This window comes from Pedobacter nanyangensis (genome assembly GCF_003313505.1).
Classification (GTDB): Bacteria; Bacteroidota; Bacteroidia; order Sphingobacteriales; family Sphingobacteriaceae; genus Pedobacter; species Pedobacter nanyangensis.
Window position 1 is genome coordinate 276,487 of record NZ_QMHO01000001.1, and the last position, 25,230, is coordinate 301,716.

Annotated in this window: 25 protein-coding genes and 1 tRNA gene; 14 read left to right on the top strand and 12 right to left on the bottom strand. The window is 42.0% G+C overall.

Annotation, left to right across the window (positions count from 1 at the left end; all coding sequences use genetic code 11):
• Positions 1 to 49 precede the first annotated feature (49 nt).
• Both DUT71_RS01280 and DUT71_RS01285 read right to left on the bottom strand, forming a co-directional pair.
• Positions 50 to 853, bottom strand: a complete 804-nt coding sequence (locus DUT71_RS01280; RefSeq protein WP_113660714.1) for a tRNA threonylcarbamoyladenosine dehydratase — start codon at positions 851 to 853, stop codon at positions 50 to 52.
• 98 nt (positions 854 to 951) lie between these two features.
• Complete coding sequence (locus DUT71_RS01285; protein WP_113660715.1) at positions 952 to 1,611, bottom strand: TatD family hydrolase; 660 nt, start codon at positions 1,609 to 1,611, stop codon at positions 952 to 954.
• Between the two features lie 113 nt (positions 1,612 to 1,724).
• On the opposite strand from DUT71_RS01285, the gene DUT71_RS01290 reads away from it, so the two are divergent.
• A complete protein-coding gene (locus DUT71_RS01290; protein WP_113660716.1) occupies positions 1,725 to 2,219 on the top strand; it encodes a thioredoxin family protein in 495 nt (164 codons plus the stop codon).
• Positions 2,220 to 2,602: 383 nt separating this feature from the next.
• On the opposite strand, the gene DUT71_RS01295 is transcribed toward DUT71_RS01290, so the two are convergent.
• Positions 2,603 to 4,309: a glycoside hydrolase family 3 protein gene (locus DUT71_RS01295; RefSeq protein ID WP_113660717.1), complete on the bottom strand. Its 1,707-nt coding sequence runs from the start codon at positions 4,307 to 4,309 to the stop codon at positions 2,603 to 2,605.
• A gap of 375 nt (positions 4,310 to 4,684) precedes the next feature.
• Between DUT71_RS01295 and DUT71_RS01305 the strand changes: the two genes are divergently transcribed.
• The 4 genes from DUT71_RS01305 (at position 4,685) to DUT71_RS01315 (ending at position 7,322) form a co-directional block, all read left to right on the top strand.
• A complete protein-coding gene (locus DUT71_RS01305) occupies positions 4,685 to 5,308 on the top strand; it encodes a porin family protein (protein ID WP_113660719.1) in 624 nt (207 codons plus the stop codon).
• Between the two features lie 139 nt (positions 5,309 to 5,447).
• A complete protein-coding gene (locus DUT71_RS20315; RefSeq protein ID WP_205313810.1) occupies positions 5,448 to 5,621 on the top strand; it encodes a hypothetical protein in 174 nt (57 codons plus the stop codon).
• Positions 5,622 to 5,742: 121 nt separating this feature from the next.
• Positions 5,743 to 6,915 (top strand): PQQ-dependent sugar dehydrogenase, encoded by a 1,173-nt coding sequence (locus DUT71_RS01310; RefSeq protein WP_113660720.1) that lies wholly within the window; start codon positions 5,743 to 5,745, stop codon positions 6,913 to 6,915.
• Positions 6,916 to 6,917: 2 nt separating this feature from the next.
• Entirely contained in the window at positions 6,918 to 7,322 is a 405-nt protein-coding gene (locus DUT71_RS01315) for a c-type cytochrome (protein WP_113660721.1), read from the top strand.
• Here DUT71_RS01315 and DUT71_RS01320 read toward each other — a convergent pair whose 3' ends face one another.
• Both DUT71_RS01320 and DUT71_RS01325 read right to left on the bottom strand, forming a co-directional pair.
• A complete protein-coding gene (locus DUT71_RS01320; protein ID WP_113660722.1) occupies positions 7,323 to 8,729 on the bottom strand; it encodes a hypothetical protein in 1,407 nt (468 codons plus the stop codon).
• Complete coding sequence (locus tag DUT71_RS01325) at positions 8,726 to 9,316, bottom strand: RNA polymerase sigma factor (protein ID WP_113660723.1); 591 nt, start codon at positions 9,314 to 9,316, stop codon at positions 8,726 to 8,728. Before DUT71_RS01325 ends, DUT71_RS01320 begins: the two co-directional genes overlap by 4 nt.
• A 139-nt stretch (positions 9,317 to 9,455) precedes the next feature.
• Between DUT71_RS01325 and DUT71_RS01330 the strand changes: the two genes are divergently transcribed.
• Positions 9,456 to 10,358 (top strand): class I SAM-dependent methyltransferase, encoded by a 903-nt coding sequence (locus DUT71_RS01330; protein WP_113661074.1) that lies wholly within the window; start codon positions 9,456 to 9,458, stop codon positions 10,356 to 10,358.
• A gap of 32 nt (positions 10,359 to 10,390) precedes the next feature.
• Positions 10,391 to 10,636, top strand: a complete 246-nt coding sequence (locus DUT71_RS01335) for a hypothetical protein (protein WP_113660724.1) — start codon at positions 10,391 to 10,393, stop codon at positions 10,634 to 10,636.
• 218 nt (positions 10,637 to 10,854) lie between these two features.
• Here DUT71_RS01335 and DUT71_RS01340 read toward each other — a convergent pair whose 3' ends face one another.
• Positions 10,855 to 13,170, bottom strand: coding sequence for a S9 family peptidase (locus tag DUT71_RS01340; protein WP_113660725.1), 2,316 nt, complete (start codon positions 13,168 to 13,170; stop codon positions 10,855 to 10,857).
• 90 nt (positions 13,171 to 13,260) lie between these two features.
• Positions 13,261 to 14,685: a MocR-like pyridoxine biosynthesis transcription factor PdxR gene (gene pdxR / locus DUT71_RS01345; RefSeq protein ID WP_113660726.1), complete on the bottom strand. Its 1,425-nt coding sequence runs from the start codon at positions 14,683 to 14,685 to the stop codon at positions 13,261 to 13,263.
• 93 nt (positions 14,686 to 14,778) lie between these two features.
• Here pdxR and DUT71_RS01350 point away from each other — a divergent pair, with 93 nt between their 5' ends.
• The 3 genes from DUT71_RS01350 (at position 14,779) to DUT71_RS01360 (ending at position 16,749) form a co-directional block, all read left to right on the top strand.
• Positions 14,779 to 15,237, top strand: coding sequence for a GNAT family N-acetyltransferase (locus tag DUT71_RS01350; RefSeq protein ID WP_113660727.1), 459 nt, complete (start codon positions 14,779 to 14,781; stop codon positions 15,235 to 15,237).
• 62 nt (positions 15,238 to 15,299) lie between these two features.
• Positions 15,300 to 16,025: an AAA family ATPase gene (locus DUT71_RS01355; RefSeq protein ID WP_113660728.1), complete on the top strand. Its 726-nt coding sequence runs from the start codon at positions 15,300 to 15,302 to the stop codon at positions 16,023 to 16,025.
• Positions 16,018 to 16,749 carry a YggS family pyridoxal phosphate-dependent enzyme gene (locus DUT71_RS01360; RefSeq protein ID WP_113660729.1) on the top strand — a complete coding sequence of 244 codons (732 nt, stop codon included), beginning with the start codon at positions 16,018 to 16,020 and terminating at the stop codon, positions 16,747 to 16,749. The genes DUT71_RS01355 and DUT71_RS01360 overlap by 8 nt, the downstream gene beginning before the upstream one ends.
• Before the next feature lie 95 nt (positions 16,750 to 16,844).
• Here the strand turns inward: DUT71_RS01360 and DUT71_RS01365 are convergent, their stop codons facing one another.
• A complete protein-coding gene (locus DUT71_RS01365; protein ID WP_113660730.1) occupies positions 16,845 to 18,269 on the bottom strand; it encodes an aminotransferase-like domain-containing protein in 1,425 nt (474 codons plus the stop codon).
• Positions 18,270 to 18,363: 94 nt separating this feature from the next.
• Between DUT71_RS01365 and DUT71_RS01370 the strand changes: the two genes are divergently transcribed.
• Together DUT71_RS01370 and DUT71_RS01375 are read left to right on the top strand one after the other, a co-directional pair.
• On the top strand, positions 18,364 to 19,263 hold the full coding sequence (locus tag DUT71_RS01370) for a DMT family transporter (RefSeq protein ID WP_113660731.1): 900 nt from the start codon (positions 18,364 to 18,366) through the stop codon (positions 19,261 to 19,263).
• A gap of 488 nt (positions 19,264 to 19,751) precedes the next feature.
• Positions 19,752 to 20,729, top strand: coding sequence for a serine hydrolase domain-containing protein (locus tag DUT71_RS01375; RefSeq protein ID WP_162795909.1), 978 nt, complete (start codon positions 19,752 to 19,754; stop codon positions 20,727 to 20,729).
• Positions 20,730 to 20,760: 31 nt separating this feature from the next.
• On the opposite strand, the gene DUT71_RS01380 is transcribed toward DUT71_RS01375, so the two are convergent.
• From DUT71_RS01380 to DUT71_RS01395, 4 genes are all read right to left on the bottom strand, one after another.
• A complete protein-coding gene (locus DUT71_RS01380; protein WP_113660733.1) occupies positions 20,761 to 21,219 on the bottom strand; it encodes a hypothetical protein in 459 nt (152 codons plus the stop codon).
• Between the two features lie 176 nt (positions 21,220 to 21,395).
• Positions 21,396 to 21,483 (bottom strand) — tRNA-Ser (locus DUT71_RS01385).
• A gap of 85 nt (positions 21,484 to 21,568) precedes the next feature.
• Positions 21,569 to 22,999, bottom strand: a complete 1,431-nt coding sequence (pyk, locus tag DUT71_RS01390; RefSeq protein WP_113660734.1) for a pyruvate kinase — start codon at positions 22,997 to 22,999, stop codon at positions 21,569 to 21,571.
• A 128-nt stretch (positions 23,000 to 23,127) separates the two neighbouring features.
• Complete coding sequence (locus tag DUT71_RS01395) at positions 23,128 to 23,547, bottom strand: IPExxxVDY family protein (RefSeq protein ID WP_113660735.1); 420 nt, start codon at positions 23,545 to 23,547, stop codon at positions 23,128 to 23,130.
• A 153-nt stretch (positions 23,548 to 23,700) separates the two neighbouring features.
• Between DUT71_RS01395 and DUT71_RS01400 the strand changes: the two genes are divergently transcribed.
• Both DUT71_RS01400 and fabF read left to right on the top strand, forming a co-directional pair.
• Positions 23,701 to 23,937 (top strand): acyl carrier protein, encoded by a 237-nt coding sequence (locus DUT71_RS01400; protein ID WP_008508386.1) that lies wholly within the window; start codon positions 23,701 to 23,703, stop codon positions 23,935 to 23,937.
• A 28-nt stretch (positions 23,938 to 23,965) separates the two neighbouring features.
• Positions 23,966 to 25,219 (top strand): beta-ketoacyl-ACP synthase II, encoded by a 1,254-nt coding sequence (gene fabF, locus DUT71_RS01405; RefSeq protein WP_113660736.1) that lies wholly within the window; start codon positions 23,966 to 23,968, stop codon positions 25,217 to 25,219.
• Positions 25,220 to 25,230 lie beyond the last annotated feature (11 nt).

The window sequence follows — 25,230 nt, forward strand, 5'->3', positions numbered from 1 at the left end:
TGGAAAAATGAGCAGCATCAGATATAAAAGTTATTTAACGCAAAGCGGATTAGGATTTCTTCTGAGCCGCCTTCTTGCTTTTGGCAATTGATTTTTTGCTGATCCGTTCCGGGCGCTTTTCAATATCCACTTTATAGCCTAACAAATCCCTGATTACTACCGAAGCGCAAACGCCTCCAAAAGCCGCTGGCAAATAAGAGATCGTGCCATAAGCAGATCGTTTAAAGTTTGAACCATCGGTCATGATGAGCGATTCCTTCATCACTTCCTCGATAGAAAAAACGGCCTTTATGGTGCTTGCATTACCCAATTTTTTCAATCGCTTGCGTACATACTGCGCAAAAACACATTGATAGGTATCGGTTAGGTAGGTTACACGAAGCTTGGTAGGATCCAACTTTCCTCCGGCACCCATTGAGCTTACAATAGGCAAGTTAAATTGCAAAGCAGTGGATAACAAAGTAACCTTGGGCGTAATGCTATCAATGCAATCCATCACATAATCGAATTTTGTGGCTAAAATTTCCCTACATTTTTGCGGGGTTAAAAAATCTTCTACCACATGCAGTTTCAATTCAGGATTGATGGCCAGCAAACGTTCTTTCATAATTTGAGCTTTGCCTACGCCGTGATTGGTGGCCAATGCTGGCAATTGCCTGTTCCTATTGCTGGGATCAACCACGTCGCCATCCACAATGGTCATTTCACCTACCCCGCTGCGGCAAATAAACTCTGCCGCGAAAGAACCCACACCCCCTAATCCTATTACCAAAACGTGCTTTTGCTGCAACAACGCTATTCCTTCATTGCCTACCAATAAGGCCGAACGTGATAACCAAGCTAAATCAGACATTTACTAAGTAAAATTTTTTAATGTTATGGGTTGGGAGTTACAGGTTATGGGATAAGCGCCCGTAAACTTATAACTCGTAACGGACAACCCAAAACTGTTTACAACAACCCTAGTTTTTTCCAATTTGCAAAAATAACATCTTTCAATTCATCAACGGATATTTTCTTTATTTCTGCTACTCGGGCGTAAATCTCAACGATGTCGGCATTCGAATCATCTGTTTCTAGGAAGAAGGGCTGATCGATTTCCTTTAGCACGCTCGCGATTTCGTCGGATTTTAAAACGGCTGCTCCAAAGGACAAATAAAAACCTTGTGCCATCAGTTGTTGCGCCATTTCATGCTTTTTGCTGAAGCCATGAATAATCATTGGCACTGTGGGTTTCAATTGCTTTTTTAGGGCAATAAGCTCATCAAATGCTTTTACGCAATGTAAAATTACCGGCTTTTTCAACTGCTGGGCCAAAAAAACTTGCGCCGCTAATATTTCCATCTGCTTAGTCATCTCTTCGCCTCTTAGCCTGTCCAAACCACATTCGCCAATCAGTTTTACATTAGCTTGCCTGGCTAGTACGTTCAAATATTTCATGTTTGTGGGAAGGTTTTCCAAATGAGCATACCAAGGGTGTATCCCTATGGAAATTGGCTTGGTTTTGGGCATGGCCAAAAACGTACCCTCGGTTAAGGAAAGGCTTTGAACGGCAACAACTCCATCTTGTTGTTTTGCCTGGTGGGTATGGATGTTTAGAAAGGGAACCATTGATGGTATAAAAATACGGAAATAGCTTTAGAAAAAATTTACTATACAAAAACAGTAGTCGATCTTAATTGATCTATATTTGCATCATTATCAACTGTCTAATTATTTACAAAATGAAAAAACTGTTATTTTTTTGGCTAGCCTTGGGCTTAGGATTTTCTAGTTTTGGGCAATCGGCTACGGAAGGTGCTAAAATTTATAATCCTGCCGCAAATGCACAAGCCGATATCAATGCTGCGGTAGCCAAAGCCAAAAAAGAAGACAAACACGTTTTTGTACAGGTTGGCGGAAATTGGTGCGTTTGGTGCATTCGTTTCCATAACCTTGTAGAGGAAACGCCCGAGCTTAAACATTACCTGAACACCAATTTTGAAACGGTAAAAGTTAATTACAGCCCCGAAAATAAAAATGATGCGGTGCTGAAAAAGCTAAAAAACCCCGGGCGTTTTGGCTTTCCGGTATTTCTGATCCTGGATGGCAATGGCGAGGTTATCCATATCCAAAATTCGGCTTACCTGGAAGAAGGAAAGGGACACAGTGTAAAACTGATTATGGATTTCCTGAAAAACTGGACCTACAAAGCGGTTAATCCAGCTACAACGAAATAAAATTTTAATCCCGTTCCTTATGAGCGGGATTTTTTTTTTGAAAAATAATGTCAGTCCTTCGGATTTGGGTTATAACCCCAAAGGGGTGGAACAATTATAACAGCCAAGTCACACGGCCAGCAGCCCCGAAGGTGGTGACATCGGGGAAACTTTGGCCTATCTCTGATGTTTGCCAAAGGATGGAAACCGACAGCTACCTTTTATTGCAGCAAATTTAGTAAAATAGCCCCGATTGAACGGAAAGCCCGTAAACACCCGCCAATTGGCGGTGTGTGCGGACTTGAAGTGAAAGCGGGACTGCCGATCATCGTAGCTGGGACACTGCGCTTCCACAAAAAAAGCGCCCAGTTATGCACTGGACGCTTTCCATTTAACGGCAAGTGCTACAAACCGTCGCCGTATTTAAACATGGCATTAACCGTTACGGGTAATTTGCCGGTTGGCATTAATTTTTTATTGAACACTGCGGCTGCGGCCTTTTGCATAAAGTCTTCTTTTTGGTAGGCTACCACAATGGACCTGGCCATTTCAATTCCTGGCAAATTGGCCAGGTTGTAAGGGTTGGCAAAAAAGGCCACCATCGCATTTCTAGCAGACAGGGAAGTAATTAAGTCCTTTACCTCTTTGTTTAATGGGATGTTATTTCCCGGGCGTGTTCTGGTGTCTACAATAGCCAATACAATCTGGTCGTCGTCTTTGATTTGTTTCAAGATATTGGCAATGGCCGCGGCGTTGGCGTTTTTATCTACATTAAAAGCAATTGCGTTTTTATAAACGCTTGTCATTTCGGTTTGGAACAGGGTAGCTTGCGGAGTTCCCACATTTACAATTACGGTTCTTTTGTTAGGGGTTAAACTGGCCAATCCTTCGCGGCTTTTCAAAAGGGTAATACTGGCGTCGGCTAATTGTTGTACCAGGGCTATGCTTTCTGGGCGATTAACGTCTGCGGGAATATTGTTTTCGTCGATATGAGGTTTGGAGGTCAAGCCTGCCCAATATTTTGCGGTCAGCACTTTTTTGACGCTCTCATCAATGCGTTCCATGGTGATACGCTCATCTTTAATGGCCTGCTTTACTTTTTTTACGGCTTGTTTGGTATTATGCGCCAACTCCAGGATATCGTTTCCGGCAATTAGTCCCATTACTTCGGCTTCGCCGTCTTTGTAGAACTTGGTTACGCCTTTCATGTCCATGGCATCGGAAATGATCAATCCTTTAAAGCCCAGCTCATTTTTCAGCAGTCCGGTAACAATGGGCTGCGACAGGGTAGAAGGCATGTTAGGGGTGGGATCCAAAGAAGGGATGTTCATGTGGGCAATCATTACACCTGCGGTACCTTGCTTAATGAGCTCTTTAAACGGGTAAAGCTCCAACGAATCAAGGCGTGTTTTGCTAAATTTAAGCTGGGGCAAATCATAGTGCGAATCTACATCAGTATCGCCGTGGCCCGGAAAGTGCTTGATGCTTACCAATAAACCACCTTCTTGCATTCCCTTTAAATAAGCTGCACTTTTTTCGGCTACGTTATATTTATTTTCCCCAAATGAGCGGAAGTTGATCACCGGATTTCGAGGGTTATTGTTCACATCTACATCTGGCGCCAAATTCATGTGCATGCCAATACGCTTAAAATCCTTGGCAACCTCTAAGCCCATTTTGTAAATAAGCTCCTTATTTTGTACGGCGCCTAAAGCCATTTGGTAAGGATAGGAAATGGTGCTGTCCAAGCGCATACCCAACCCCCACTCGCCATCAGAAGCGATAAGCAAGGGCACTTTGGCTTTAGCTTGATATTTATTGGTTAAAACCGCCTGCCGTACGGGGCCACCTTGAAAAAACACTACGCCTCCCAACTTTTCTCTCTTGATTACTTTCCCCACAGAATCCTGATAGGCTTGACTCAGATTGGTATGCGCCCGCACAAAGAATAATTGCGCAATTTTTTGTTTTGTGCTCAATTTATTAAATACCGAGTCAACCCAATGCGGCTGTTGTTTAAGCAATTCCAGGTAAGACGGTTGTTGTGCGCCGGCCTGCCCTATGGAGAGTAAGGAGACTACACCGAGCGCATAAATAAGTTTTTTGTTCATTTTTTGTGTTAAAATTTTGGTTGTTGGGTTCCGCAAATGCAGTTTCTTGCGGAAAATCCTTTAAAGATGCGGAAACAATTTCTTGTTGCCAATAAATTGCCCTACATTTTTACGGAGAGGTGTAAAAAATACACCCTGTTAGCTTATCGGCATGGCCATTGTATTAAATTTGATACACCTTTGCTTTGCCTTAAGCGCGACCGCAGCAAACGTTTAAAAATTTTTAAACGTTTAAAAATCTGTGGTTTAAATCGCTTTTTTAAAGAAAAAAACTTGCCCGCACATTAAGCCCGTGGTGCTTTTGGCACATTTATTTGATACCGTTTTGCGAAAGGCAAGAGAGCTCTTTCGTGAATTGAACTAAAATTAAAAGAAATGAAAAAGATAGTTATCCTGGTACTTGGCCTGTTTGTTACTGGCCTTACTGCAAACGCTCAGTCAACAGATAGTTTTATTCGGTTTGGTATTAAAGGTGGTGCCAGTTTTTCAAACATTATAAAAGATGATGGCAACAACGATTTTAAAACTGATTATTTAGTAGGCTACCATGTAGGGGCAACCTTAGACATCAAATTATTGGAAAACTTGGCCTTTACGCCAGAGCTATTGTACTCAACCAAAGGTTATAAATTAGAATCTGGCTTGGGTAAATTCACTCAAACTACCCACTTTATTGATGTGCCAATTTTGGCGAGCATTAAACTGGCCGAGGGCTTTAACGTGGTGGCGGGTCCACAGGTATCGTTCCTGCTTTCAACCAACAACAAGTTTGAAAACGGCTTTAGTTCTGCCGAGCAACAAATTGTAGAGGACGAATCTGACCGTTTTAAAAAGAGCTTATTGGGCGGTGTAATTGGTGCAAGGTTTGATTTGAGCAACAAGGTGGGCATTTACGGCCGTTACAGCTTGGATTTCCAAAAAAACAACGAAAACGGCTCTACGACTACGCCTGAGTTTAAAAACCAAGGTTTCCAAGTAGGTTTAGGAATAAAATTCTAATCGCCTAGCGATTTCTATATAAATCAAAAGCCCATTCTTTTGCTAAAAGGATGGGCTTTTTCTTTTTTTGAAAACCAAAGCACCTGGTTGCAGGTTATTTCTTTAACCAAAGTTTTTAAACCCTTAAAACTTAGAGATCATGAAAAATAGCAATCTTCCAAAAAATAATGGCCGTGCTCATGGCAGTACCATTGCCGATAGGGCAAATTACGATGTAAAACTGGATAAAAAGAAAATTGGCATTACCAATGCCGGTGGCCAACGATCAGACCAGACCTCGAACAAGGACAACGAACGCAAACGCGGACAATAACCGAAGGGGTTGGCTTAACTTAGGCCAGCCCTTTGGTTTAAAAACGAGTTATTTTGTATAAGCTCCTTTTACATCCTTAAAAGTAAATTCTATTTTAATATCTTTAGGAAAAAATGCCCTTATGAAGTTTTCATATTTGATGATCAAAAAATCTTTTAAATTTTTCCTTTTGCCGGTGGCGATATTGGCAGCAGGACTGTTAATGAGCCACTGCAACATTAACCCCAATGATACTGCCCTAAGCGAGAAGGACCTGAAATCGGAAACTGTTGTAACGGGGCTGAGCATGCCCTGGGCCATGGCGTTTTTGCCTGATGGCCGGGTTTTGGTTACCGAAAGGGCCGGAAAATTGAGAATAGTGAAAGGGGGCTCTCTTGACCCTCAGGAAATTACAGGGATCCCTAAGGTTTATTACCGTGGCCAGGGCGGTCTGTTAGATGTTGTGCTTCATCCTAATTACAAAGAAAACGGATGGATTTACATCAGCTACGCTTCACCAAAAAAAGAAGGAGAAGCTGGGGACGATAATGGCGCTAACACGGCATTGATGCGTGCAAAATTGGATGGCCACCAACTCACCAATATTGAGCATTTGTACAAAGCCAGCCCAAATGTAAGAGGTGGTGTACACTTTGGGGGCAAAATCTTATTTGACAATAAAGGGTATGTTTTCCTTTCGTTGGGCGAGCGTGGGCAAAAAGAAAACTCCCAAAACCTAGGTAAAGCACAAGGAAAAATGGTGCGCCTGCACGAAGACGGAAAAATTCCCAATGACAATCCTTTTGTAAAAACCAAAGATGCCTTGCCAGAAATTTGGAGCTACGGGCACAGAAATCCGCAAGGGTTGGTAATACACCCAACTACTGGCACTATTTGGGCGCATGAACATGGCCCCCAGGGAGGTGATGAGCTGAACATTGTAGAGAAAGGCAAAAACTACGGCTGGCCACTAATCACCTACGGTATTGATTATGATAATTCCATCATTTCTGACAAAACAGAGGCTCCAGGTATGGAACAGCCCGTAATTTACTGGAAACCTTCTATTGCGCCCTGTGGAATGACTTTTATCAATAGCCCCAAATTTAAAGCATGGAATGGCGATTTGCTGGTAGGATCCCTAAAGTTCATGAACTTGGAGCACTTAACCATTAAAGGCAGCAAAGTGATTAAAAAAGAGATCATTTTTGACAAGATAGGCAGGGTGAGAGATGTGAAACAAGGGCCTGATGGCAACATTTACGTGGTGGTAGAAAATACTGGCTCAATTGTTAAGATAAGTCCAAAAGCTTAAACATGAAAGTACTGACCCTTATCGGCTGTGGCTTAGCCTACGCCGCCGTCTTTTCGCTGAACATTAAAGACGATTTGAACCAAAGTATTGAACGGGGCAAGGAGCTTTATATGGAAAGCTGCGTAACCTGCCACTTGGCTAATGGGCAAGGGGTAAAAGGCACTTTCCCTCCTTTGGCCAAATCAGATTTCTTGCTGAAATATCCCGAAAAATCTATTCATTCCATTAAATTTGGCATGACTGGTAAAGTAGTGGTAAATGGTGTAACTTATAACAGCGCCATGCCGCCATCTGGCTTTGCAGACGATGAAATTGCTGATGTAATGAATTATATCCGCAATTCGTTTGGCAACAAAAACACCGAAATGATTACCCAGAAAATGGTGGCGGCCATCAAGGAAAAGTAACTAAAACTGATAGCCTACGCCTACATTAAAGGTTGTATAACGACGGCGGTAACTGCCCAAGTTGCTGCTTACCCGATAGGGGCTAGGCTGGTAAAAATACATGGCATCGATATTAAATTGCTTGAACTGAATACGGAGCCCGCCGCCAATATTGAAATTCATTTTATTGATACTGCTTTCTGAAAGGGCTTTTTCAATGGGCTTGGTGTGAAAAATCGTGTCCAAATAACTTGCCACATATCCAACCTTGCTTCCGCCGCTTTTTGCAATAGCAAATGCCAAATTTGCCTCTGCTTTTAAACTTATCCATTTATTAATCCTATAGCTCATATTTAACGGCAAAACCATGTTGGTCAGTTTTCTGGTATCAACAATTTGAAAAGGGCTTCCGGCAGTAACAGTATTATAACCTTGGTGGAAATATTCGCCTTCGAACTTCATTTGATTTAACCTCAAGCCGGCCCCCAACAACAACCTATTGGTTAATGCCCATTGGCTTTGCAATCCTAAATATGGTGAAATATTTTGTTGGCTAAACATCAGTCCGCCTTGAAGTTCAAAGCTTAATTTTGGACTTATGATCTCTTTTTGGAGATTTTTTGGGGCCTTTGTGGCGGTGGGTTTAAGGTTTGCCCTTTGTAGCAACCGTACTTCTTTTGCTTTTTCCCTTGAATCTTTAACGAAAGCTTTTCGCATACGCCTTTGTTCACGTTTAGATCGGGTAGTGGTTAATTTTACCGAAGGATCTTGATTATTTTGAGCAAGCCAAACATGGTTGAACTTCAAGCGAAGTCCAATTTCAGTGAGTGCTGGTTGGCCAATTGTATTTCCTAAATTAACAGGCGAAATGAGGGGAGATATGGCATAAACCTTAAATTCGGTTAGGCTTGGTGACCCATTACTTTTTAACGGAAGTGTAGCGCCTGTGTTTGTGCTTGAGGTAGTTTGGTTTGGCACTTCAATTTTTGCCGTTGGGTATGATCCAACTGAGTTATTTGGCTGAGCTGTTTCTTGCCCCCAAGTGTTTTTTCTTGCTGTTATACCTGCGGCAACTTCCATACCAGGGCTATCCACCAAAATCAAATCTTTGGGAAGCTGTATTACTTGTGGGCTTTTTAACGGTTTCTGCTTAACCACTTTTTCCCCATCCCTGAGTTCAGTTTTCTGATAAAAAGTAAAATAGGCCGCTCCTATAACCAGCACCACTGGTATCATCAGTTTAATGATTGGAATAAAATGATGCAACAAAGTGCGCTTTGGAAAAGGTGGTTTCTTGGGGTTAGCGATTTCAAAATGCTGGTTTAACAAACTATTCATTTGTTGCCATGCCGCATCCAGGTCTTCATTTACCGGAAGCTCGGCCATTTTCTTTTGCCAAAATTTAGGATACCATACTGATTTTTTCATTTTTTTTCTGTTTTGTTTTCAGTATGAATTGTTTTGCTCTTGGTATGCTTTAGTAGCAGTGCTCTAAGCTGCTTTTTCCCTTCCGAAAGATGCCATCTGGAAGTAGCCTCTCCTATTTCCAATCTTTCGGCAATTTCCTTATGTGAGTAACCGTCAATTACGGAAAGGTTAAAAACCATTTGAGTTGCATGGGGCAGCAGTCTAATCAATTTAATCAGGTCTTGGGCGTATAGTTTATCCAAAATTTCAGGCGCTACAAATGCATCTTCAGCGGGCAGTTCCCCTTGCCAGGTAGTTGTTTCAAACCTGCACTCTTTTCTGCTCAGGTCGATGCAGGTTCTAATCATGATCGTTGCCATCCAGGCATTTAAAGAACCTTTTTTAACATCGTACGTTGACATGTGCTGAAATACTTTCAAAAAAGCGGTGTTCAAAGCCTCCCTGGCTAAATCATCAGTTTTTACATACCGGATACAGGTACGCCACATTTCTGCATAAAACATTTTGTACAAGCGTTCCTGCGACAAGCGATGCCCTTCAACACAAGTTTTAACTAATGCTGCTATCTCCTTATCCAAATCGCTCATTCAAATATGTAAATCCGTATTTATACATCAATTCCTACTAACTAATACGCAACCTAGCAACTAAACGTTGGGAAGATTTTTTTTATTTTTTTTGGCCCAACATCTTTGGCTTTTGGGCCGTAAATATCAAAAAAAGCCCATGTTCAATTTAGATAGTTACGAAAAGCACAGTCAATGGTACCATCAGAAATTTCCTACAGAGGAGCTAAAATCTGCCTACCTAAAAGGCCATTTGGACACCAAACGGCTTACCATTGGCAAATGGTTGCAACAAATTTTCTTCCGAAGCTTAAATCCATTGCTTATCAACAAAAACCATACTTGGCTTACCCTCGGTGATGCTTACGGTTTCGATGCCCAGTATATCCTTAATTCTGGAAATAGGGCTATTGCCAGTGATCTTGATACCGAATTTCTGGGTATTGCACAAAAACATCAAATCATTGAAGATTTTTGCGTTCAAAATGCGGAGGCTTTGAGCTACCCGGAAAATGCCTTCGATTACATTTTATGCAAGGAATCTTACCATCATTTCCCCAGGCCCTACGCTGCTTTATACGAAATGGCCCGAGTAGTCAAAAAAGGCTTTATCTTAATGGAACCGCAGGACCCTGTGCTTAAAATGCCTTTTTTATTAGGTTTGGTTAATATCGTAGGCGCTTTTAGCGACAGCTTAAGTAGAAGGCTGTGGAAAAATCGCTTTTCTTATGAGCCTGTAGGTAATTTTGTGTACAAGCTGTCTGAAAGGGAACTAGAGAAATTTGCCGCCGGTTTAAATTTACCTATGGTTGCGTTCAAAAAACTAAATCCAAATTTTTACTTTGAGGGTGCCAATGAAAGCATGGCTAATAAAAGAAATCTTAAATTCTTGTCCATCTGCTTCAAAAAACAAATGAGAGATTTGCTATCTAAATTGGGCATTATTCCCGCTCAAGTATTATGTGCTTTGGTTTTCAAAACAACGCCCGATGAACGCACGCTTAAAGATCTAAGGCTTGCGGGCTATCAAATCATCAAAATCCCTAGCAACCCTTTTCTATAATGTAGTTATCTTTACTGATCAAATCCCTTGCCATGCCAGAGATCCTGCTTTTATGTTTTCTCTTGATTCCACAAATTGTGGCCGGGGTATATGCGCACAGTATTGGCAAAAGTTTTTGGTTTTGGTTCTTCATATCTTTTCTCATCCCCATTATCTCCCTGGTTGTTTTATTAGTGATTGACAACAAAAAACCTAAAGAGGCTAAGGACGAAAAAAAAGGCTACCAACTAGCCGACCATGTTAGGGAAAGACAGGAAAAAGAGAGGCCCAACACCTAGTTTCGGCTTCTTTTACAGACTTATGAAGTTTTAGAAACTCCGTAAGTCTTACAACCCATTCGGGTTCAGCATCAGCTTTTAAAGGCTAGCCGTAGCATGTTTATTAATCGAACTTGGGTTAAGACCACGAAGCAGCTACGCCTTAAAATCTAGCAAGAAGCCTATACAACTTGCCAGATTTCTCCTCGTTGCACGCATCGAAATGACGATCGTAACTACTACCTCTGCAATTGATTGGTTCCCCTTAAACTATATTCCTTAGGCGGATCTACACCAAGCAAGTTTTTAACAAAATAATCCCAACGACGACGCATCATGTAAGGATTGTTAGCACCAAAACCGTGTGCACTATGCGGAAACAATACCAAGTCATAATCTTTATTGGCCTTATTTAACGCATCAACCACCAAATAAGTGTTGTAAGGCGGCACGTTATTATCCATCATGCCGTGCGCCAACATCAATTTTCCTTTTAGGTTTTTGGCGTGGTTTTGGTTAGCTTGTGCCTCATAGTTTGAATTTGCCAACAAACCGTTGTACCGCTCACCCCAATCGTCCTCGTAGTTTCTATTTTCGTGATTGCCCGCCTGGGATACTCCTACCTTGAAAAAATCAGGATAGCGGAACATGGCTGCAGCAGTAGCAAACCCACCTCCAGAGTGCCCCCAAATACCAACTTTATCTAAATCGATCGGATATTTTTGCGCCAATTGCTTAATCGCTGTGATTTGGTCGGGCAAAGTATTTTCGCCCATATTACCATAGGCCATGTCATGATAGCTTTTTGAACGATATGGATTGCTGGTTCCCTCAATCACTACCACGATAAAGCCCAGTTCAGCCAATGCCTGGTGATCAGATCTCGAAGCGGAAAAAGACCAACTGCCTACACTTCCGCCCTGCGGCCCCGGATAAATATAATCAACCACAGGATATTTCTTTCCTGCTTCCATTTTGGTTGGCGTAAATACTAGCCCATAAATATCGGTCTGGTTGTCGGCAGCTAACAATTGGACCACATCAGGGGCTTTCCAGCCTTTGGCCAACAATCTTGAAATATCGGTTCTGCCCAACTCCTCAATTTGTTTCCCTTTGGAGTCTCTCAATACGCTTATTGCAGGCACATTAGGTTGCGAATAAGTGTCAACGATATAATTGTGTGCTGGCGAAAACGACACTTGGTGATTACCCAAATCTGGGGTTAACAGGGTGAAGCCCTTACCATCAAAACCCACACGGTACAAGTAGGCAAAGTACGGATTCCCTTTTTCACGACCATGACCTGTAAACCATAGGGTTCTAGTTGTTTCATCTACACGCAAAACCTTGCCCACCAACCAGTTACCCTTGGTAATTTGGTTTTTCAGCTTCCCGGTTTTGGCATCATACAAATATAAATGGCCCCAGTTATCACGTTCCGAATACCATAAAATTTCATTGGTTTTAGGCAAGTAGCGCCAATTAATGGCGTTTACTCCTGATTCAAACTGTGTTTTAACTGTTTCGGTAAACACTTCTCTAACAGCGCCTGTACTTGCATTGGCAATTTGCAGTTTAGAGATTTTGTGGTCACGGGAGGTCGATAAAAAGGCAAACTCGCTGCCATCTGCGTTCCAATCAATATCTGCCAGTTGCCCGCCATCAACAATGTCATCGCTTAATGAGCTTCTGTGCTCGTCCAAGGGCATTTGCAAGCTGATGATTTTTGGGTTTTCTACGTCAATCACTACCCTGCGCAACTTCGCGATTTCCTTATCCCCGGGCAAGGGATATTTCCAAGCTTTTAACGTTGGCGAGCCCACATTGGTGGTCACCAAATACATGTCTTTTAAATGGCGTTGGTCTTGCTGGAAAGTGGCCAGTTTTTTTGAATCTGGCGACCAGCGTACAATTGGCCTATCACTGGATTTCCAGCCGGCGTTATCTGTGGCATAGCCATAGTCTTTTACACCGTCAAAAGTAAGTTGGGTTTCTTTTTTGGAAACCACGTCCCTTACCCATAAGTTCCAGTCTTTAATAAATACCGCTTTTTTGCCATCAGGCGATATTGAGCTGGGAGCACCTCCTGCCCTTTCGGCCCCAAATGGCCTTGCCGCGGCACCTGCCCGGCCTCCACTTAGCTCATTTTTGCCCATATCATAAGTCCACGATTTTTCATCGGCAAAAAATTGGAAGCTCTTCTGATCGCTTGATAGCGCAATGGTTTGAAAAGGAAGTTGATAGGCCTGATAAGCTTTGCCGGTGGCTTTGCTCAAGGCTTCTGCCAATTTCTGATGATCAAAAGCAGGTACTTTGGTTTTCTTGGCAGGATTGAGCAACAAAAATTCATGGCCATTTTTGGTTGCGGCCAAATAAATCAACTGCTCTCCCGTTAGCCAGTTTGGGCGTGTAGCAATGCCGTCTACCAAGGGCTCGATATTGTAGCTTAAAAATTGTTCTGCCCTTGCATAGTCTTGCTCGGTTAATGGTTTATTTTGAGCCTTCAAAGTAAAAACGGATAAAATTGCACCAATACTTAGTATATGTTTTTTCATTTTTAAAGAGGAATAAAAAACTAAAATAGGAGGGTTTGGCCATTTACAAATCAAGGTATTAATAATGATACAGTTTTTTTCAATCCATATTTACAAACAACTGCTCAAGGCAAGAATGCCTTCTTCCAATTCCTTTTCGGTTAAAGCACCATAGCCCAATCTCAATCCATTTGCAGCGTAATCCAAACCATAAGCATCGGGATTGGTAATTTTGATGCCCTTGTTGAGCATTTTTTTAGAGAGTTTCTCCCAATCCATTGGCTGTTTCATGGCAATCCAAAACGCTAAGCCACCATCAGGGATATGATAAGTTGCCTTATTGCCGAGGTGCTTTTTTAAAAGTGATGCCGTAAAATCTTTCTTGCTTTTATAGTAATGAGTTGCCTTTTTGATATGCCGCTTAATTGCGCCATCCTTAATCAACTGTAAAACAGCCTGCTCCATAATACTGTCGCCGTTTACGTCAATCATTTTACGTAATTGTCCTACTTTCTCAATCAGCATGTCATCACTACTGGTTAAATAACCTATGCGTAAAATAGGAGAAACCACTTTGCTCATGGTTCCAATATAGATGTAGTTCCGGAGCTCCGGAAAACTCGACAAGGGCAACACTGGCCGATAACCGAAGTGAAACTCATTGTCGTAATCATCTTCAATGATCGTAAAGCCGTATTCGTTGGATAGCCTGATCAATTCCAGGCGTCTTTTAAGGCTTAGGGTTACCGTAGTAGGATATTGATGGTGGGGCGTAACATAAACCGCTTTGATTTTTTTCCTCGATTTTAGATATTGCAATACTTCTGCGGTCACCAAGCCTTCCTGATCAACGCCTACCGGAAGAAGCGTAGCTCCTGCATGTTCAAAAGCCTTCCATGCGGGCTTATAGCCTGGGTTTTCTACCAGCACTTCGTCACCATTTTTAAATAGGCATTGTGCTGCCAGGTACATCGCCATTTGGCTGCCCCGGGTAATGCACAGGTTCTGTTCGCGTACTTGCATTCCTCGCTGGTGGTTTAGCATTTGAGCCATTTCAGTCCTAAATGCCATATCGCCTAAAGCATTTCCTTCGTAGCTCATCAACTGCCATTTGGTTTTTAGGCTAAAAATTTGTCGGTATGCCCTGGCCAACTCGGCAATAGGAGCAATTTTAGCATTGGGATGCCCATCATCAAACTGAATATGGAACGGTTTTTCCAGTAGCTCCTTTGCCCCAAAATTTTGCGGCCTATCATTTTTAGTTCTTGGCCGCACCGGAATGTTTCCGGCTACAAAAGTTCCCTTCCTTTCTTTAGGAACCAGCCAACCTTCGGCAATTAATACCTGAAGAGCTTCAACTACGGTATTTCTATTTACTTGGAGAAACTGAGCCAAATATCGGCTTCCGGGCAAAGCCTCGCCTGTTTTTAATCTGCCAGATTGGATATCCCTGATTATCGCATCGGCAATTTGCAGATAAATGGCTTTATTGGCCTGCTTATCTAGCTGTACTTCAAATTTCCATGATCGCAACATTGGACTAGTTATTTTTATAAAAACTGCACCAGTAAGACCATCCAAAGATAACCTAATTTTGCCTCACAAAATAAAATAGAAAAACATTTAAAAATGGAACAAGCAAATTTTCACATCAAAAAAGCAAGCCTTGAAGAGTTAGATCAAGCTGCCGAATTATTTAATCTTTACCGCATTTTCTATCGCCAAGAATCAGACCTGGAGCGAGGAAAGGCCTTTTTAAAAGAGAGGCTGCTGAACAACGAATCAGATATTTTTCTGGCCGTGATAGATGGAAAAGCCGTGGGCTTTGTACAGCTCTATAAACTGTTCCACTACACCAAACTACAAAAGCAGTGGTTGTTAAGCGATTTGTTCGTACATCCTGATTATAGAGGCCATGGGCTTTCAGTAGCCTTGATAGCGCGTAGTAAACAATGGTGCAAAGAAACAGGGGCCTGTGGTTTGATGCTCGAGACAGAAAAAACAAATGCCATTGGCAACAAGCTTTATCCTCGTTGCGGATTTGAGTACGATGGCCTGCACAACTACTACCATTGGTGGCAATCATAAACGATCAATAATCCCAGAACTGTTGCTGTGGTGCATTGGAACAAGTAAACTATCTTTGGCAAATGAATATCGTAGATCTGATTATAAATGACAGGGAGAAGGTGTCTTTGGATGATGTCTTTTTAGCAAAAAACAATAGGCACGAGCTCATGCAGCTATTACAGGAGCATAACTACCTAGAGGAACTGCACCAGTACGGGCTACCTGTGAACAACAAAATTTTGCTTTATGGCAGCTCTGGCTGTGGCAAAACCATGACCGCCAAAGCCATCGCCAGCGCCTTAGGGAAAAACATCTTGATCCTTAACCTAAGTAACATCATCTGTTCAAAAATTGGCGAAACTTCCCAAAATATCAAAATGGTATTTGAAAAAGCCGCCAGAGAAAAAGCAGTTCTTTTTTTAGATGAGTTTGATCAAATTGCCAAGGCCAGGGGAAACGACGATAAGGACGTGGGCGAGATGCGGAGGTTGGTGAATACCTTGATACAGCTGATTGACTATTACCCTGAAGATGCGCTGTTGATTTGTGCCACCAACCATCTTGAAATTATTGATACGGCCATAATTAGGCGCTTTCAGTTAAGGATAGGTTTTAGCATGCCCACTGCGCAGATTCTGGATAATTATTACGATCAATTATTAGCTCGGTTTCCGCAACACCTTCAAAATATAGCACGCCAATACAACATTTCATTTGCCGAAGCTAAAGATCTTACGTTTACACTCGTGAAAAACAAATTAATTAAAACGCTGGCAGAAAAACACCAAATGGAAAAACATGAGTGAGGAAATAATCCGGAACATTAATACCATTTTACAAAGGATAGATAACGCCTGTGCTTTAAATGACAGGGATAAAACTGAGGTAAAACTGTTGTTGGCCACCAAAACGGTTCCTGCCGAGCGCATAAAAATTGCCCTTGAAACGGGGCAAACCCTTATCGCCGAAAACAAAGTACAGGAACTTAAGGAAAAATATGAGGCTTTAAGTGAAATTCCTCATGCTAATCATTTTATTGGGCACCTGCAAACCAATAAGATTAAGGACCTTTTGAAATACAATGTTTCCTGCATCCAGTCATTAGACCGTTTTGATTTGGCCGAAAAGCTGCACCAACGTTTGCGCCTTGAAAATAAAACTATGGAGGTTTTAATCCAAGTGAATACCTCATTCGAACAAAGCAAATTTGGAGTAGCTCCAGAGGGGGCCATTACGTTAACCCAACAAGTGGCGCAACTATCTACCCTAAAAATAAAAGGCTTAATGACGATAGGATTGTTAAGTGCGGAGCCCGAAAAAGTACGCCAGTGTTTTCGGTTGCTCAAAACCATCCAACAGCAAATTATTGCCCTGGGGTTGCCCGGCGTTGAGATGAAAGAATTATCTATGGGCATGAGCAGCGATTTAGAAGCCGCAATTGCCGAAGGCGCCACCATCGTGAGGATAGGTACTGCTATTTTTGGCACAAGACCCACACCTGACAGTTATTACTGGAATGAAAACAAGTAAAAAGGAAACGATGCCTATCCATATGGTACAACACGAAACATTTGAAGCTCCAGGCGCCTATCTGGAATGGGCAGAACAGCAAACAAAAGCAGCCACTAAGCCTTAGCCATCACCCATTTGGCTAAATGGCCAACTTGTTTCAGGGCCAATCGCAAATCGGCTGTCCAAGGCAAACCAATGCAGAGGCGCATACAGTTGTGAAACTGTTCTTGCAGGGTAAACATACGACCAGGTGCAATGCTAATTTGTTTCTTCATGGCATAGTTGTACAGGGTTGCCGTGTCTATGCCTTCGGGAAATTCTACCCATAAAGCAAGTCCTCCCTGCGGCCTACTGATTTTTGTTCCGGAAGGAAAAAACTCTGCAATGGCCAACGCATAACGTTGATAGTTTTCCTGTAATGTCTTACGCAGATGGCGCAGGTGGTTTTCATAGCGGCCTGTCATCAGGAAATTGCCCACCGCTTCATTGATCACAGAGGTAGAAGATAAAGCATGAATCATTTTCAACCTCATAATTTGCTCCTTATACTTGCCTGGGGCAACCCAGCCTACTCGGTAACCAGGTGCTAAGGTTTTAGAAACGGAACCGCAGTACAACACATTTCCGTTGGTATCAAAAGACTTGCAACACTTTGGACGTTCGGCTCCAAAATGAAGGTCGCCGTAAGTATCGTCTTCAATTAAGGGAATATCGTGTTTTTCCAAAAGACTTACCACTTCCTTCTTTTGTTCGTCGGGCATACAATAGCCCAAAGGCGTGTTAAAATTAGGCACCAATAAACATACATTAATTTGGGGCAGCAGGGCTTTTAGCGCATCAATGTCAACCCCCTTCACCGGATCTGTAGCTATTTCCAAAACCTTTAACCGTAAACTCAATGCCAGTTGCAGAATACCCGGATAGCAGGGGCTCTCCATGGCTACCGTGTCACCCGGCTTTGTCAGCGCCATCAGGCATAAAGTTAAAGCATTCATACAACCTGCCGTGGTTACCACATCACTCTCCTTTAAATGCCCTTCCCAAGCCAAGGAACGAGCGGCAATCATTCTTCTCAGTTTTACATTACCCTGTAAAGGCTCATATTCCGTACCGCCTTCTTTCAATGCCCTGGTTGCCAATACCACTTCCTTTTTCAATTTGGCCAAGGGCAACAAATTACCTGAAGGCACACCAATGGAAAGAAGGGTCAATTCCTTGTTTCCCATATTGGAATACACGCTGTCAATCAATTCATTTGGCTCGGTAATATTCGCCGTAGGCAAAGGCTGACTGGCTTGTGGCAAAGGAAGTTTGAGGTAATGAAGCGGACTTACAAAGTACCCCGATTGCGGCCTTGATTGTACCAACGATTGGGCCTCCAACTCAAGAAACACTCTTTTGGCGGTATTGATGCTAATGCCGTGTTCCCTACTCAACATCCTCACCGAGGCCAAACGTTCGCCGGCCTGCAAAACACCCGTTTTAATTTTGCAGGCAATGTTATCCGCTATTTCATTATAGATGAAATCTTTCTTCACTTCACAAAACTAACTGTATCCATTGTAAAATCAAAAACTGTGACTGTGTTTGTTCGTGTCCTATGCGGAGCTTTGTATCAAAATATTTTAGCATATGACAGAAATCAGCATTCATAAAGTAAAAGAAGATACCACCCAGGCTTGGGTGAATGGCTTTATCGGCGTGATATTATTTAGCGGGTCGCTGCCAGCTACAAGGATGGCGGTTTTAGAATTTAATCCAGTATTTGTGACTTTGGCCAGAGCTTCCATTGCGGGCATACTTGCCCTAATTGCTTTATTGGTTTTTAAAGAAAAAAGACCGGGCAAGAAACAGCTTTTCCCTTTGTCCATTGTGGCTTTGGGCGTGGTACTAGGCTTCCCTTTACTCAGCGCCTTGGCTTTGCAATATGTGAGTTCGGCCCATTCCATTGTTTTTGTAGGCATTTTACCTTTGGCTACCGCCATTTTTGGGATTCTCCGTGGTGGCGAACGCCCAAGGCCTATCTTTTGGCTATTTTCATTGATGGGCAGCCTATTGGTGGTCGGCTATGCCTTTGCTCAGGGACTTAGTGCTTCTCCCATTGGGGATATTTTAATGTTATTGGCGGTGATTCTTTGTGGACTGGGCTACGCAGAGGGTGCAAAACTCACCAAAACTTTGGGTGGTTGGCAGGTCATTTCTTGGGCTTTGGTAATTTCTTTACCCATCATGTTGCCCCTTAGTTTTTTCTATCTACCCGTTTCTTTTGAGGGCATTAGCGTGGGAGCATGGGGCAGTTTGGCCTATGTATCATTGTTCAGTATGTTTATTGGCTTTATTTTTTGGTACCGCGGCTTGGCCCAAGGTGGTACAGCAACCATAGGTCAACTCCAATTATTACAGCCTTTTTTTGGTTTGGCCTTGGCGGCTTCGTTACTGCATGAACAAGTAAGTTTGGGCATGCTTGCCGTTACCGTTGGCGTCATTCTGTGTGTTGCGGGCACGAGGAGATTTGCAAAGGCTCCACGTTAAATTAGATTGGCAAGCCCAAATAAAATTCCTTAATTTGAAATAAATTGCATGACATAACGGTAAAGACTTTAGCTGATATCGATATTCCTCAAATTGCAGAAGCGATTAACCAATCTTTTCAGGTTACATTGTGCCCTTTCAATTGAATGCGGAACAGTTACAATATATCATTCCTACTTAAAACGGACTAAATCGATATTTTCAATAATAAAAAACAAATGAAATAGCCAAAATCCTGTAAGAGTTAAATAGCGAACACAAAATAAAGTTAACTATATAGTTGACTTTATTTTTATATATTTGTTGCAAATACTATAATCATGCACTTAAATCGGATCAAAAAAGTTGGCAGTATCAACGGCTTAATAAAAAAATTGATGTTTGCTTTAGTCCTTCTTAGCTTCACCATCTCTTTTCGGACCATCGTAAAAGCGACTAAGGCTCAAGATTCAGTAGAAAGAATTATCGCAGAGGAAACGGCAAAACTGATGAAGTCACCTAGTTACAAGGCCGTGTCTGGAGTGATTTACATCAAAGGAAAAGCCTATTATTTCAATTATGGAAAACTCAGTAACGGGCAACAACCAAATAACAATACGATATACGAAATAGGTTCCATCACCAAAACGTACACTGGGTTGCTGCTCTCCCAAGCTGTTCACGATCGAAAAATAGGCTTAGATGATGACGTTAGAAAATACTTAGATGGCAAATACTCAAATCTTACCCTGGACAATGGACCAATTACCATCAGGCACCTGATTACACATACTTCGGGTTTACCGCTTGTGATGAACTGCGACGAACACACTCAAAATGTAAAGGCACAAATCGATTGTTTTGAAAAATTCCGAAAAGAAGATTTCTTCAAGGCATTAAAAACGGTACAGCCGAGTGATAAATCGGGGGAAAACTATCATTATTCAGGCGTAGGGACCCAACTAGTGGGCTATATCTTAGAACAAGCTTACCGCATGAGCCATAAAGAGCTGCTCCAGAAATATGTTTTCTCTCGCTCAACCGAGAAACAGACCTATCTAACATTGAAACAGTATGAAAACCCTAACGTTTCCATGGGCAGAAACAGTGAAGGTAAGCCTGTGCCGCTCATCAATGGATTTTACGACTACTCGGGAAGCATGAAGGCATCGGCAACTTCCATGTTAAACTACATCAAAATGTACCTGGAAAGTAACAACGTGGTAGTAAAACAAACGATGAGCCAACTGGCTGGCGATATGTTGCACGGAAGAGCCTATGCTTGGAACACCTATGCGTACAACACTCCTAAAAAGATGCTCTATCACAATGGAAGCAGTTTTGGTCATTCTTCATGGATAGCGCTTTACCCCAACCAAAAAGTAGGAATTTTTATCGTCACTAACGTGGTAACTGCCGACTCTCAACAAAAATTGAACGAGATATCCAACCGTATCATTGATAGGCTTAACATTGAAACTGACTAATTTTTAAACCTGCTCATTAATACTAAACGCATCAATTTGATTTTATCCTGATATACTTTTCAGTGATGATCCGATCTATTCCAGCGCCTTCTACTTTTTCCACCCCAGTTTGGATCAAGGTATCGTTTTTGATACTTACCTTAAAGTTGAAGCTTTTCCCCTCCCAGTTTCTATCCTTATAAAAGTCTAAAAACTCGGTATACGCATCCCCTTTTAACAAGTACCTGCCGCCGCCACCATCGAAATGATTGCTGCTGTCTTTTGGCATATTGAGCTGGTGATTTAGGAAAGCAAAATGCGTATCGTTAATGATCTTGATCATGCGCCTGCCTTTGGTATAATCTGTTTCGGTAGTCTTCCCATTTTCAACCGTGGTTGCCGATAACAGCTGCCATGTCCCTATAAGTTTAACTGTGTTCTTTGTTTTAACAGGATTACAGGAGAAAAAACAAAGCAGGCAAAGCAATAGCAGAGGCGTTTTAACATTCATGGCTATATTTTAAGTGGTTAGATGTGTAATTTAATCATTTAACAATCATAAATACAAACACCAGCCTAAAACATAAAGCTTGCCAACACTTGCTCTTGGCCAAAATTGAAACCCAAACTGGCTAGACAGGCTTTTCAACCTAGTAAAACCGCCAAAAACAGCGGTTTTACTTTAAGCGGAGAAAGAGGGATTCGAACCCTCGATACCCTTTTGGGGCATACACACTTTCCAGGCGTGCTCCTTCGACCACTCGGACACTTCTCCTTAAGGATGGCAAAAATAAGATTTTTAACGCAACAAAAAAGCCCCAGTCGGTTTGACCGAGGCTTTTTTTTATCATCGCATTGGATTATTCAACCACAGAAACCTTCACCATATTGGTCCTGCTTCTTTTTTCCAGTGGCACTGCAGCAGTATTGATCACCACGTCGCCTTTTTTAACCAATTTTTTCTTTTTCAACAGATCGTTCACCTCTTCGATGGTTTTGTCTGTACTTTCAAATTTATCGTAGAAGAAACCTCTAACCCCCCAAACCAAGCTTAGGGTATTGAGCAGGCTTTCGTTACTGGTAAACGTAAAAATAGGTGCCTGCGGGCGATGGCTAGCTACCTCGAAGGCCGTATAACCACTCGAAGTCATGGTTACGATACCCACGGCATCAGTCTGTTTAGCTAAGAAACAAGCCGAGTCACATACCGCATCTCCCAAAAAGCTATCGGTTTTTGGCTTTAGAAACTTCTCTGCGTAATACGGATAGTTGTTCTCCTCAATGTTGTTAACGATCTTCTGCATCGTTTCAATTACAATTAAAGGAAACTCTCCTACAGAGGTTTCGCCGCTAAGCATTACCGCATCAGCACCGTCAAGTACTGAATTGGCTACGTCATTTACCTCCGCTCTGGTTGGACGGGGTGTAGTAATCATGCTTTCCAACATCTGTGTAGCAATAATTACCGGCTTAGAAGCGGCCCTACATTTGTTCACAATCATTTTTTGCAACAAAGGCACTTCTTCCATTGGCATCTCAACCCCTAAGTCGCCACGGGCAACCATCACCGCATCTGTTACGGCAATAATTTCATCTATATTGGCAATGGCCTCTGGCTTCTCAATTTTTGCAACTACCCTGGCCGTTTTGCCTTTTTCTTTGATAATATCTTTTAGCTCAACAATATCTGCGGCATTACGTACAAAAGACAGGCCAACCCACTCAACATCACTTTCCAGTACAAAATCCAGGTTTTTCTTGTCTTCAGCCGTTAAAGAAGGGATAGAGACTTTGGTGTTGGGCAAATTCACCCCTTTTCTGGAAGTTAAGATCCCGCCGTGTACCACCTCACAAATCACCTCATCCTTATAGTTGGTTTCCAATACCCGCATTTGTAGTTTACCATCATCCAAAAGTATAATTTCGCCAGCTTTTACATCCTGGGGAAAGTTCTCGTAAGTAATGTAAATACGCTCTTCGTTGCCCACGCACTCTTGAGTGGTGATGGTGGTTTTACTTCCGTTAACAAGGTTGATTCCCCCGTCTTTCACCATTCCAATTCTAATTTTTGGCCCCTGTAGATCGGCCAAAATACCTACATTATACTTGTGCTTTTGATTGATCTCCCGAATGGTATCTATCACTTTTTGGTGATCGGCCTGCGAACCGTGTGAAAAGTTTAGCCTACATACATCTAAACCCGCATTAAACATACTATACAACACCTCTGGTTTAGCTGATGCTGGGCCCAAAGTAGCCACAATTTTGGTTCTGGAATGAAAAGGTTTCATTAAAATTATCTTGTTATTACCACCCAAACAGTGCTTAAAAGGCGCAACTTGTTTGAGCTTTAATTATATTATTTCAGTTTGATTTAAGATTCAAATATAGTGTATTTACTACACTAACAATATAAAATTTACATTACCAAATTTTCCTTTGACTTCAATTTGCGCACATCTATTTGCGCAGCAACCTGAATATCAGGCATTTTGTTTAAGTTGCTGAGGATAAAATTGAGATCTTCCTTGTCAATAAACTGGTGGATTACCATGAAAAAATCTACCTTGTTCATTTCTGGCACCAGAAATCCTTCGCTGTTTCTGTTGTTCACTAAAAAATATTCCCTTTCCCCCTCTTCCACAAAAAAATAATATTTGGAAAACGCCAACGGAGCCTCATCAGTATTGAAATAGACCTCGTGATCCTCTATTTTGTAAAACTCTAGGTTGAGATTTGTGTTTATCTTATGGCACAAAACATAGTCTTTTAACGAAGCCGTGATAGCGATAAGGACGAAATCCAGATCGAGCGATAGTTTTAAATAAGTTTTGTTCAAAATGTATTTTTTTGTTAGAATTACGAAATTATAAAACTAATTTTACTTTGGGTTTTAAACCCATTAAAATTGACAGAGAAATAAAAACATTTGAAATGTGTTAGAATTTATTTTTCTTTGCACAGAATTATTTAACCATTAAATTATAATATTATGTCTGATATTGCTTCAAGAGTAAAGGCTATTATCGTAGAAAAACTAGGTGTTGATGAAAGTGAAGTTACGCCAGAAGCGTCTTTCACAAATGACTTAGGTGCAGATTCACTAGACACTGTTGAGCTAATCATGGAGTTTGAAAAAGAATTCAATGTAGCTATTCCAGATGACCAAGCTGAAACTATCGGCACTGTGGGTCAAGCAATTGCTTATTTAGAAAAAAACGTTAAGTAGAAATACTTTTTCTGTACAATACTTATAAATGGGATTAAAAAGAGTAGTAGTTACTGGGTTGGGTGCGCTCACTCCTATCGGGAATAGCGTTCCCGAGTTTTGGGAGGCACTGGTAAATGGTGTGAGCGGCGCAGCGCCTATCAAGAGTTTCAATACCGAAAAATTCAAAACAAAATTCGCCTGCGAGGTAAAGAATTTTAATCCAGAAGATTATTTGGATAAAAAAGAAGCCCGCAAATTGGATCCGTTTGTGCAGTATGCACTGGTATCCACCGAAGAGGCCGTTAAAGACGGAGGATATGATTTCTCCAAACTTGACACGAACCGAATTGGTGTGATCTGGGGCGCTGGAATTGGAGGTCTAAAAACTTTCTTGGACGAGGTTTCCAACTTCGCCAAAGGAGATGGCACACCCAGATACAACCCTTTCTTTATCCCTAAAATGATTATTGATATTGCCCCAGGGCATATCTCGATGAAGTATGGATTGCGTGGACCAAACTTTGCCACCGTTTCTGCATGCGCATCATCAACCAATGCGATGATTGATGCCTTTAACTATATCCGCTTGGGCATGGCCGATATCATTATCAGCGGTGGTTCAGAAGCGATTATTAACGAAGCGGGCATGGGAGGTTTTAACGCAATGCATGCTTTATCTACCCGTAACGATGATCCTGCAACGGCTTCTCGCCCGTTTGACAAAGACCGCGATGGCTTTGTAGCTGGAGAAGGCGCCGGCACCATTATTTTAGAAGAACTGGAACACGCAAAAGCTCGTGGCGCCAAAATCTACGCTGAAATTGTTGGTGGAGGCATGAGTGCAGATGCCCATCATATCACCGCTCCCCATCCTGAAGGACTTGGTGCCAAAATGGTAATGACCAAAGCACTAGCAGATGCTAAGCTGGAGACCAACCAGATCGATTACATCAACGTACACGGTACTTCTACTCCGCTTGGCGATGTACAGGAAGCAAAAGCTATTGTGGATTTATTTGGAGAAGATGCTTACAAGCTAAACATTAGCTCCACCAAATCTATGACAGGCCATTTACTGGGCGCCGCTGGCGCTGTGGAAGCTTTGGCCGCCATTCTTGCCATCAAGAACAGCACCATTCCCCCAACCATTAACCACTTTACGGATGACCCAGAGTTTGATCCAAAACTAAACTTTACTTTTAACAAAGCTCAAAAACGCGAAGTTAGGGCTGCAATAAGTAACACTTTTGGTTTTGGAGGCCACAATGCTTCGGTAGTTTTCAAGAAATACGAAGAATAAGCCAAAAAGTT